Source organism: Peribacillus suis, assembly GCF_059384845.1.
In genome coordinates, this window is sequence record NZ_CM182019.1 from 349,331 (window position 1) to 361,015 (window position 11,685).

The window sequence follows — 11,685 nt, forward strand, 5'->3', positions numbered from 1 at the left end:
TGCGGAGGTGAGAAAGAATGAGTTCACTATGGATTTTCTGTAAGAAGACATACCAATCTTATACGATTAGGGAGAAGCAACTGGACCCAATTACGATTGGATCATCACAAAAGGATACAATCACGATTTATTCGCTTCCCTTTAACGAGGGACACATTGAGTTGAGGAAAGATGAAGAGCTTGATGAATATATGGTATTCAGGGGCGAAGAGAAGATTGGGGAGGTAAAGCCTTTCCAGTCCTATATTTTTCACGAAAATCAGGAAGCTGTGGAAATCTTTTATGCTCCCGGAGAACTGAATGAAAGCCTTTATTATATAGATAGTTTGAAAGAAATATCGATATCCGCCCAATCAGGAGCGACGATATGCAAGCAGGAACCAAGTGGAAATGGCTTTTCCCTTGTTCGTCGTCAGGGACAATGGTTGCTCGAACCTACAGCGGACCGGCTTTTTTTAAATGGTGAAAAGGTGGAAGAAATGACGGCACTGGAAAATGGCGATTTGATCTGTTGCCCATATATGGTACTGAGGTTACTAGAAGGCGACATATTAATGGTCAAAAGTGCGGATCATTATGAAACGTCCTTATCCGAAATCATGCAGCCTATATCCGAAATGAAAAAAAGCTATCCCGAGTACCGCAGGACTCCACGGATGATCTATGAATTGCCGGATGAGAAAGTGACCATCTCATTCCCAAGTCAGGAATCGGAAGACCAGAATCGTGGGCTATGGCTGATCCTAATGCCCCCATTAATGATGTTGATCGTCATGGGAGTCGTCATGATTGTTCAGCCGCGTGGAATATTCATCCTCATATCGATTGTGATGTTCACCACCACCATGGTGACTTCCACGGTTCAGTACTTTAAAGATAAAAAGAAACAGAAGCTAAGAGCTGAAAGACGGTTACGCGTCTATACAAGGTATCTAGAACAAAAGCGAGAAGAGTTGGGCGAGTTATCGGCACAGCAAAAGAAAGTATTACTCTACCATTACCCTTCTTTTGAGAAAATGAAGCAACTGACGAATCAGATTAGCGATCGAATATGGGAGCGCACAATGGAAAGTGAAGACTTTCTCCACTTCAGGGTCGGTACGGCGTCCATTCCCTCCAGTTATGAGGTCAAGGTAAACAGCAGTGATATGTCAAATCGGGATATTGATGATCTACTTGAACAGTCCCAGGAACTTGTCGATGTTTACAAAAGCCTTGACGATCTACCCTTAACGATTGATTTGTCTAGCGGCTCCATGGGCCTAGTCGGAAAGGAAACAGTCGTCAAACGCGAGCTGCAGCAGATGATTGGCCAGTTGTCTTTCTTCCATAGCTATCATGATGTCCGGTTTGTGGCGATTTTCTCAGAAAAGGATTATGAGGAATGGGAATGGATGAAATGGTTGCCTCATTTCCAGCTGCCACATGCATACGCTAAAGGCTTCATCTATAATGAACAATCTCGTGATCAACTATTATCTTCCATTTACCAGTTACTCAGAGAAAGGGACCTTGACGAGAATAAAGGAAAAGTAAGATTCACCCCTCATTTCGTATTTATTGTCACCGACCGTACATTGATTGCGGAACATGTCATTCTTGAGTATTTGGAAGGGAAGACCGAAGAGCTGGGCATATCAACCATCTTTGCAGCCGATGCCAAGGAGAGTTTATCGGAAAATGTCCATACATTAGTGAAGTATATCAATGATCATGAGGGAGAAATCTTGATTCAGCAAACAAAAGCCGTTCATACGCCTTTCCGGCTAGATGAGCACGGTAAGGAAGGAAATGAGCGGTACGCCCGGTTATTACGGTCGCTTGACCATCAAAAAGGGATGAATAATTCCATCCCTGAAACCGTTTCGTTCCTGGAACTTTTAAAAGCCCGTGAAGTGGAGGAGCTGCCAATCAGCCAGAATTGGCTGACGAATCAGTCTTCCAAGTCGTTAGCGGTGCCGATTGGATTGAAAGGAAAGACAGATAGGGTGGAGCTGAACTTACATGAAAAGGCACATGGTCCCCACGGTCTGGTTGCCGGTACGACGGGTTCAGGGAAGAGTGAATTGTTGCAGACCTATATTCTTTCATTGGCTGTTCACTATCATCCCCATGAAGTTGCCTTTCTGCTCATTGACTATAAAGGGGGAGGAATGGCACAGCCTTTCAAGCAGATTCCCCATTTACTTGGAGTCATTACGAATATTGAGGGAAGCAAGAACTTCAGTGCCCGGGCACTTGCCTCGATCAATAGCGAGCTGAAGAAACGCCAGCGCCTGTTTGATCGCTATGAGGTCAATCATATCAATGATTACACGGATTTATATAAAGAAGGAAAAGCCGACAAGCCATTGCCACACTTATTCCTGATTTCGGATGAGTTTGCCGAGCTTAAGAATGAAGAACCTGATTTCATTCGGGAATTGGTCAGTACGGCACGGATCGGCCGGAGCTTGGGTGTTCACTTGATTCTGGCCACGCAAAAGCCAGGTGGTGTGATTGATAACCAGATTTGGAGTAATGCCCGTTTTAAGATTTCCTTAAAGGTGCAGGATGCCAATGATAGTAAGGAGATCTTGAAAAATAGCGATGCTGCGAACATTACCGTCACCGGGCGTGGTTATTTACAAGTAGGCAATAATGAGGTGTACGAACTGTTTCAGTCGGCATGGAGCGGCGCCCCTTATATGGAGGATACAGTGGGATCCGAGGATGAAGTAGCACTCGTCACGGATCTAGGGCTTGTCCAGATATCCAATGTAACGGAGCAAGTCTCTCGCACACGTAAAGAGAAAATCAGTGAAATTGAAGCTGTGGCAGATCATATTGTAGCGACGCAGAAAGAAATGAAAATTCCCAAACTGGCTAGTCCTTGGCTGCCTCCTCTTTCAAATCGACTATCACGAATTGATCAAAGAAGCCAAACGGAAAACCAGTTCTATCTAGGAATGAAAGACGAGCCCGAATTGCAGAGCCAGACGGATTATGTTTACAACTGGATAGAAGATGGAAACATCGGGATTTTCGGATCTTCCGGCTATGGCAAGTCAACGACGGTATTAACGCTTCTATTCAATTTCATCGATCAATTTTCACCTGAAGAACTGCATTATTACATTTTTGATTTTGGAAATAGTGCACTGCTGCCACTTCGACAGCTGCCACACACAGGAGATTATTTCAGATTGGATGAGATGAGGAAAATCGAGAAATTCATGTTGTTCATGAGGACGGAGATGGAAAGGCGGAAACAGCTTTTCTCTGAACGGGAACTTAGCAATATCAAGCTCTATAACGCCCTAGTTGAAGATAAGTTGCCGATTATTTACATCGTCATTGACAACTTTGACTTGGTGAAGGATGAAATGCCAGACCAGGAAGCGCAATTCATCCAGTTTGCCCGTGATGGACAATCACTTGGAATCTTTATGATCTTGACCGCTACAAGAATCAATGCCATCCGTCAGCCATTGATGAATAGTTTAAAAACGAAGGTCGTTCATTACCTAATGGACAGTTCGGAACAATATTCCGTTTTAGGCAGGACGCCTTATGAAAATGAACCAGTACCTGGGCGGGCATTGGTGAAGACAGACCAGACCTATCTGATGCAGGTGTATCTGCCAGCAGATGGAGAAGACGATGTAGCCGTTTTGGAAGAAATGAAACAGGTCGTGGCTGAAAACAAGACTCGATACAAGGATTTGGCTAAGCCGCCAGCCATTCCAATGTTGCCAAATCGCCTAGACTTGGCGTCATTCAAGACGTACTATTCACCATCTACCAAGAAAGGGCTCATACCAATCGGCCTTTCAGAAGAGAGCGTATCTCCTGTATGGGTAGATTTGCATGCCAACCCATTCTTACTTATTGTCGGTCAGTCACGTAAAGGGAAAACGAACATGCTTAAAGTGGTCTTAGAAACGCTTCTTACCCAGACGGTCGGGGAAGTTGGCATATTTGATGGAGTGGATCGCGGTCTATCACCTTATGCAAGCAGGGAGACAGTACGTTACGTAGAAACGAAAGACCAAATTACAGAATGGCTCGATCACATCACGGAAATATTTGAGGCTCGTGAACGCCAGTATTTAGAGGCCTTGGAACAGAAGCCGATGAAACAGATTGATTTTTCATCCGTCATCTTTGTTATCGACAGCATTTCAAGATTCCAGCAAGCGATTGATGGAAGAATTCAGGACAAGATAAGCGGTTTAATGAAACAATACAGCCACTTAGGTTTTTCCATGCTCGTGGCTGGAAATGCGAATGACTTCACGAAGGGGTATGATTCCCTGACAACGGAATTGAAACAGATCAGGCAGGCAATCTTGCTTCTGAAAAAATCGGATCAGAGTTTATATACGCTCTCGTATTCAAGAAAAGAAGAAGAAATTCAGCCAGGGTACGGTTATTTTGTTCTAAATGGCAGGGAAAGTAAAATCCAGATTCCACTAAGTGAATAAGAAGGAGGGAGAAAGACGTTGAATAAGACAATAAAGCCGTTGTTATTAATTGGGAAGATACTTGTGATCATTGCTCTGCCCATCTTGTTTTTTTCTTATATCGGTCAAAACCCAATGAAGAAAACAGAAACGGCTTCTCGTGAGATTGCTATTGTCAATGAAGATAATGGGGCGGAATATGATAAGAACCAGATTCAAGTCGGATCAGAACTTGTCACGACTTTGGACAAGGATTCTGAATATGATTGGGTCGTCGTCAACAGAAGTGCCGCGGAAAGTGGATTGGCTAATAAAAAGTATGATGCGATCATTTATTTCCCATCGGACTTTTCCAAGAACATTTATACCTTTAATGAAGAACAACCAGTCAAAGCGGGGGTTAAATACAAGGTCCAGACAAGCTTAAATGCGGAAAATATGGAAAAGGTCCAAAAAGAGTTAGAGAAGACCAAGAATAAAATGAATAAGCATATTTCCACGCAATACTGGAGCTATGTATCTCAATCGGTAGAAGATATCCGCAAAAAATTCGATAAAGTTTTGACGAAGGAAATCGCTTTCCAAAACACGATGTATGAATTTTATACCCCAAGCTCAGAAAGCCTGGCTGGGGAAATCAAGCAACATAAGGATATGCTCAAAGGGGTTTTCGCTTCCACGAAGAGTGCAGGGGAAACCACCAATGAAACATTAGGTGAAATGGGAAAAACAAAAGCACAAATGGCCTCTTTCGTGGAGGAAGTTGTGACGTTTGAGGAATACCAGAAAGCGCAAAGTGCTCTTTTTGCTTTGACATCCACCCAAAATCAACAGCTGATCATGGATAGCATCCAAGCGTATGATGGGGTGCTGAATGAGGGAGTCCAGACGATACCGAATATCCAAAAGGATACTAAACCGGGATTTAGTCTGAATGAACAAGGCATGAATGAGAACGTGGTGATGATGCAAGAAAAAATCGAGAGCAGCACTAGTAACCTGGAGGATTTCTCCAGCAACATGAAAGAAAAACAGGTGGAACAAATCTCGAAAATAAAGGATGAACAACAAAGTTCGATTGATCAATTTAAACAATCGGAAGAGGACGGACTAAACAAGCTTCAGACAACTTTATTGGAGCAACGTGGAAGTTTGGCCAACAGCTCGGGGGATAAAGATGAAATCGGTGGAGGCGATACACCGATAGAAGATGTTGATACAGGAGGAAAAGGGGATTCAGAGGCAGCGCCTTCAAAAAAGGAAGCAATCGATGATATCTCACTTCAAGTGTTACTGGATAAAATTAACGGTATGAATACGACCCTTGAAAGTTTGGTGCCGGCAGAAGGCAGTGAAGGGGCAAAAGATCAAATTAGCTCTCTTGCAGGCAGTCTGCAAGAGGAAATCAATGGTCTGAGCGGGACCTTGAATAAAAGAACGGAAAACTATAATCAAGTTGTCGTGCAATTCAATGCATTGATAGATTCATATAATACGTTACTAACAAATTATAAGAAACTACAAACTGATTATGAAAAGCTGGGAAAAGATTATAAGGACTTGGGTAATCAATGGGAGCAATCACAGGAGGATATTCAAAAATTACAGGATATCCAAAGTATGACCATCAATGAGACCCTTACGGAAATCAAGAAAACAGAAGACGAGCTACTTAAAAAAGTGGGAGGAGAAAGACGGGCGGCATTAGTGGATGTCTTTAATCGATCCATCCTGAGCCGTGACTCAAATGCCCTTCTAGCTTATTATGGTTCGCTTTCTTCCTACGGGGAACTTGTTCAACGAGTCAATGAAACGAAAGAAAGTTTGGACGAAGTATTTACCGCCAATATGAACGAATTAGAAAATATGAAAAATGGAGTTTCTGGTATCGTCGATGAAGAGGCGAAACTTGTCCAATCAAGCCTTTTGGGAGTGGAAGAAGACTTTGGGGCTTTATCTAGCTCGATGCTCGACTTTATATCAGAATATGACGAAAATGTTGAAGTGGAACATGCAGCCACGCTGGAGGAATTAGCAGCGATATCAGCGAGGGCTCAAGAAGTAACGGCAAATCTGACCGGTAATATGGAGACTCCCGAGATGGAGGAGGCCCCTGTTGGAAGTCTTAACGGAGAAATGTTTGTATCTCTTCAGGATTCCACGGCAACCACTGTCGGTTATATTTCGGAGCTAGTCCATTCTGTCGCAGAGCGTCAAGATACCGTTACGAAAGATACATCAGACCTTCAAGCAAAAGTGGGATCCGTTCAGGAAAGAGCCGATCAGCTTAATGAAAATTGGGCTCAAAACGTGGATTCCACGAAGAAAATCAAAACCGATGTCTACAGTGTTTTGAATAATACGTTAGTGGATGATCAGTCGAACGGGTATGTGTACGAGTATTTGGCGAATCCCGTTCAAATCAGCGGGGAAGTATTGCAACAAGAAAAGGTTAATATCCCACCAATCGTGATGTTAGTGATCATCCTTATCTCAGGATTATTGATTGGTTTCTTCCTGCACCATTATGCATCCGTTCCGATGCTGGTGCATGCAGCCTTATTCGCATTACTGAACTTGATCGTCGGCTTGATCATTAGCATGTATGGGCTGAAAATTTATCCGCTTGGCGATATGCAGGCGATTAAATGGACCGTTTTCACTGTCCTGCTTCTATTCTTCTGCTCAGCTTTCACACAGCTTGCCTTTGCGATAGGACCATTTGTCGGGGCGATTCTGGTCATTGGTTTAATCAGTTTCTTTACGATTCCATTATTAGACCTGATCATGCCTAACTTCAATGTCGACCACCCGGTAGCCAATGTCTATATGTCCATTCAATTCGGGAATCAGTTGGCCTTTATCCCGGCTACTACCATTTTGATTATACTCACGCTGGTTGCTGCGGTCCTTCCTTATGTTATGAAGCGTCTTGCAGGTAAAAGAGAGATGGCCCATGAAGCGGAGTAAACAGGTAATTCTCGTGTTCTTCTTCATCCTCTTCAGCCAGCCTATTGATGGGCAAGCTGAGGAGGAACCCATCGTGGAGCCGAATGTGTATCAGGAAAAGGATATCAATATCCAAACTGAATATTTTCATGATGAGGTGTTATTAAAACAGAAGGAGAAAATTCCGGAAGAAGTAAAAGGACTTACTTTTGAAAGAGGAAAGTATGATGTCATAGATTCGATAGAAGAATCCCTTTTTCTTTCTCCTATGACGGAGGATAATAATATCATTGCTTCCAAAGCGGAAGAAATGGGGTTGTTTTCTTCAGAAGTCCCCATTCGAAAGAGAGATAGGGAAGAAGAGAACTCTTTTCTGAACTTTGATCTATCATTGTTACTGGCGATTGTTTTAGGAGTTGCCGTAGTGTGTCTGTTTGTTATCCTTATCCCAAGAATGGGTAAGTTGAATCAAGAAGGAAATAAGAAATGAAGAAGCCCGACTCCAGATTTAGGAGTCGGGTTTTTCTTTTTCCTTATTTTGAAAGGGTGATCAGGAGACCTAAAAGAAGGGCTATGGTAAAGACCCATATAAAGAATTTTTTATACATATTCATTACCTCGAATCGTCAAAATGTGATAATTCATTTTAGCATATGTATGGGGAAAGAACCGAAGTTGGATAGAAGCAAAAGATTTTTAGTGTTAAAAGAGAATGGGTTTTTTAATGAAAAAATAGGGTAATGGATGTTGTGGATAAAAATGTAAAATTGGAGGTGCGATGGTGGAGAAAAAACAGTGGAAGCTAGGGATGATATGTCTGGCCACTCTCTTCGTTTTGCTTGCTCTTTCTGGTTGTAATACGAAAGATGAAAAGATGAACGGAGAAGAAAAGGAAGAAGTACGTGGTGAGAATACCGAAAAAAAAGGGCGTTCAGAAGAAGATGAAGAGCTGGAAGAAGATTTCGAGATTGCTACCACCGTTGAAGAAATGACTAAAGAAAACCCTGGGAAGTACACAGGGAATAAATACAATAAAGCCATTATACATAGAGCATTAGACAATCAGGACTTTCAGGAAAAGGATAGCTTCGAAGTTTATCAGAGCTTATTAAAACTAATGGGCGAAGGTGCAAACTACAAAGAAAAGTATCAGTTTTTCGAAGCATTCGACCCTTCCATTGAAACGGCGGTAACAGAGATGCCAGGTGGAATCACCATCGACGGCAGTGGTGAATTGGGAATCGACGTGAATATTGCAATTTTGCTTGACGCTAGTGGAAGCATGAACCAAAAAGTAGGCGGGAAAACAAAAATGGAGCTGGCGAAAAAAGCGATTAATGAATTTGTAGCTTCCCTTCCGGAAGAGGCAAATGTCATGCTCCGTGTCTATGGGCATAAAGGAAGCAACGATGATAAAGATAAGAAGATATCCTGTGATAGTACGGAAGTGGTTTATGGTTTGGCCCCATATAATAAAGGGGACTTCAGGAAAGCTTTAGATAAATTTAAACCGACAGGATGGACACCGATTGCCAAGACCATTTCGGAAACAAAGAAAGATTTTGAAAAAGCGGGTTCAGAAGGTCAAAATATCATTTATGTCGTCAGCGATGGAATTGAAACCTGCGACGGTGATCCAGTGAAAGCAGCTAAAGACTTGCATGATTCCAATATTGAACCAGTGATTAACATCATAGGGTTCGATATGGATAGTGAGGGGCAAAAACAATTACGTGAAGTTGCTGAAGCTGGCGGAGGGAAATTCGAAATGGTCAATAATGCCGATGATTTCAATAAGATGTGGGATGAAGAGCGTAGAGATCTGTGGAACCAATGGTGGAATTGGGGCAATGAAAATTGGAGTACCGTTCGGGATGAACAAAATAAGAAGACATCGTCTTTACTTGATGAAAAAAACAGTTTTTCTAGGCTTTCCTCTGATGAAAGCAATCGCATGTATGAGGCTACGAGTTATTTAAAGGATAAGAAACAAATAAATTATGAGACTTGGGAGGAAGCTCGCAGTTTAGTCAAACAACGCCGTGAAATAATAAAAGAGTATTATGACGAAAAATATGAAGAATTGAACACGACAGTGAAAAATGAAGGGGAGGGTTTAAAAGAATCAATTAAAAAGAAAGAAGAAGAAATGAAAGAGAAATATAAAGATTAATAATCAAAGGGGCTGTCTAATAGCCCTCTTTCAAGAGGATTCATGCACAAAATAAAAGGCAGAAATGTTGTTAAATCAACGTTTCCGCCTTTTATTATATATACGATTTCGGCGTAATTACCCCTTTTGAGTGTGTCTTTATTTGAATAATTGCGGATATATGGTCTTTGCAGTTAGTTCTACGGCTTCTCCGATACGCGGTCCGGGACGTGACATGACGTCTTCGTTAAGCTGATATACTTGGTCTTCCTTCACGGCGCTGACATCTTTCCAACCTTTACGAGATTTGATTTCATCCACAGCATTGTCCACATAGCCTACGGTTGTAATGATGGCATCCGGGTTGCGCTTGACGACTTCTTCATCTGCTATTTTCGCCCAGCCCTTTTGGTCGGCAAAGATATTTTCGATACCGGCAGACGCCAAGATCTCTTGTTGGAAGGTTTCAGCTCCCGCTGTATAGATTTCCGGAGAAGGGCTGATTTCGAAATATGTTTTTTCTTTAGAATCGACACTTGCCACCTTTTCTTCAACATCTTTGATTTGTTTTTTTATGTTTTTGACTAGGTCTTCCCCTTTGTCCGTTACGCCCATGACTTTGGCAATTTGATCAATATCACTATATACATCATCAAAGGTCACTGCTGATTTAATAATGAAAATGGGGATTCCCGCATCTTCAAGCGGCTTTAATGCTGCTTCATCGCCTATTGTATAGGCAATGATAACATCCGGTTTCAAAGAGATGATTTTTTCGGAATTGATCGTCATCGAATCAGAGACACGCTCGACATCTTTAGCTTCCTCAGGATAGTTATCGAAATCCGTCGCTCCAATCACCTTATTCCCTACACCAAGGGCATATAAAATCTCCGTATTACTGGGTTGAAGTGAAATGACCGTTTCCGGAACCTTATCAAATGTGATTTCTTTTCCGCTATCATCAGTGACGGTATAGGATTTGACTTCTTCAGTTGTTGCAGGATCTTTTTTCTCTAGCGATTTCTGATCATCATTCGAGGCACATCCTGTAAGGAAAAGGGCGACCATCAGAAGGGCAATCCAACTGGATCTTACTGTTCTTATCATGTTTTATTCCTCCATTTTCTTTTTCATCGTTTTGGTTGGATAAGATTTGCTGATAAAGGGAATCTCTTCGCGACCCAGTTGTTTATTGACATAGACAGCCATCACGAATAGAACATTGGCAAGCAAATGAGCATAATCAAAAAGTATCGCGGGCACATCTTTTTCCGTACTGACTTTATGCAAGGTACGGACGGATTTCTTGGCTTCACTACGGCAAGTATGCAAAATACAGGCTGCCGTCGATCCTTGGGGTAGCACAAATGTTTCGATGCGTTCTTCCACTTCCGCGACATAATAGTCATAGATTTCACTTAGGCGGTTTAGACCGTCTTCGGTTATGGCCAATTTCCCCCGGGCAGAACCATTTAAATGATAAGCCATCGGCAACAGTTCCATTAAATCCCTGTAGACTTCAGGAATCTCTTTCGTGAACGACGCTGCCAGTCCCATTTGAGTCGTCAATGAATCGGTGCGAATTTCATAATCAACGCTTGAAACTGATTCGCGCATAAATGGGTAGCATAAAAAGCGGGCATCCTTCTTTGCCATAATTTTTCCTCCTTTTTAATAATGTGAATGACCTTCGTATTGCTTTTCGGCGCAAAAGAAAAAGCCGACCAAAGGTATTGGTCGGCAAACAATCATCTATGTATCTCGAACGGAAAAAAAGATGGAAGATTGCCGTACAATCCTCCTAACTTCCGAAGAGCAAAATACGATAAAAAAAAGGCAGGTCTCCTGGCTCGTGCATCATTTTACTCTAAGAACCTTCCCATTTGGATTGAATGAATGGTATCGTGCGTGCGGATTCATTCACAAACAGTGGCATATTTCTTATTTCATTAGCACTTACAGTTGCGGAAACAGCTTCGGTTTTACACCGAATTCCCTATTAAGCTGACAAGTCAGCACCTATTTTCTGCAAGGTTTATATTCACTTAGTACCAGTCTATCATAATTAATTACTTAAATAGTGAAAAAATTTCAAGAAATCTCTTTTATAGGGGTATTATTCTAGTAAACTCACTT

At 42.1% G+C, this 11,685-nt stretch carries 6 protein-coding genes and 1 riboswitch; of the genes, 4 read left to right on the top strand and 2 right to left on the bottom strand.

What is annotated here, in order from left to right; all coding sequences use genetic code 11:
- The first annotated feature begins 17 nt into the window (after positions 1-17).
- The 4 genes from essC to AC503W_RS01820 all read left to right on the top strand — a co-directional run bounded on the left by essC (position 18) and on the right by AC503W_RS01820 (position 9,567).
- The gene (gene essC, locus AC503W_RS01805) at positions 18-4,466 is read left to right on the top strand and encodes a type VII secretion protein EssC (protein WP_427689010.1); all 4,449 of its coding nucleotides are present in this window, start codon (positions 18-20) and stop codon (positions 4,464-4,466) included.
- An 18-nt stretch (positions 4,467-4,484) separates the two neighbouring features.
- A complete protein-coding gene (esaA, locus tag AC503W_RS01810; protein ID WP_402875529.1) occupies positions 4,485-7,415 on the top strand; it encodes a type VII secretion protein EsaA in 2,931 nt (976 codons plus the stop codon).
- Complete coding sequence (essA, locus tag AC503W_RS01815; RefSeq protein WP_402875530.1) at positions 7,402-7,884, top strand: type VII secretion protein EssA; 483 nt, start codon at positions 7,402-7,404, stop codon at positions 7,882-7,884. Before esaA ends, essA begins: the two co-directional genes overlap by 14 nt.
- A gap of 288 nt (positions 7,885-8,172) precedes the next feature.
- Entirely contained in the window at positions 8,173-9,567 is a 1,395-nt protein-coding gene (locus AC503W_RS01820; protein WP_494915797.1) for a VWA domain-containing protein, read from the top strand.
- 138 nt (positions 9,568-9,705) lie between these two features.
- Here the strand turns inward: AC503W_RS01820 and AC503W_RS01825 are convergent, their stop codons facing one another.
- Together AC503W_RS01825 and AC503W_RS01830 are read right to left on the bottom strand one after the other, a co-directional pair.
- Positions 9,706-10,656 carry an ABC transporter substrate-binding protein gene (locus AC503W_RS01825; RefSeq protein WP_427689006.1) on the bottom strand — a complete coding sequence of 317 codons (951 nt, stop codon included), beginning with the start codon at positions 10,654-10,656 and terminating at the stop codon, positions 9,706-9,708.
- Positions 10,657-10,659: 3 nt separating this feature from the next.
- Positions 10,660-11,205, bottom strand: coding sequence for a cobalamin adenosyltransferase family protein (locus AC503W_RS01830; protein ID WP_427689004.1), 546 nt, complete (start codon positions 11,203-11,205; stop codon positions 10,660-10,662).
- 162 nt (positions 11,206-11,367) lie between these two features.
- A riboswitch (cobalamin riboswitch) is annotated at positions 11,368-11,587 on the bottom strand.
- Positions 11,588-11,685 lie beyond the last annotated feature (98 nt).

Excerpts from the sequence above, each read along its gene's own strand:
- essC (WP_427689010.1), top strand. The coding sequence starts at position 18 with ATGAGTTCACTATGGATTTTCTGTAAGAAGACATACCAATCTTATACG.
- essA (WP_402875530.1), top strand. The coding sequence starts at position 7,402 with ATGAAGCGGAGTAAACAGGTAATTCTCGTGTTCTTCTTCATCCTCTTC.
- AC503W_RS01820 (WP_494915797.1), top strand. The coding sequence starts at position 8,173 with ATGGTGGAGAAAAAACAGTGGAAGCTAGGGATGATATGTCTGGCCACT.
- AC503W_RS01825 (WP_427689006.1), bottom strand. The coding sequence starts at position 10,656 with ATGATAAGAACAGTAAGATCCAGTTGGATTGCCCTTCTGATGGTCGCC.
- AC503W_RS01830 (WP_427689004.1), bottom strand. The coding sequence starts at position 11,205 with ATGGCAAAGAAGGATGCCCGCTTTTTATGCTACCCATTTATGCGCGAA.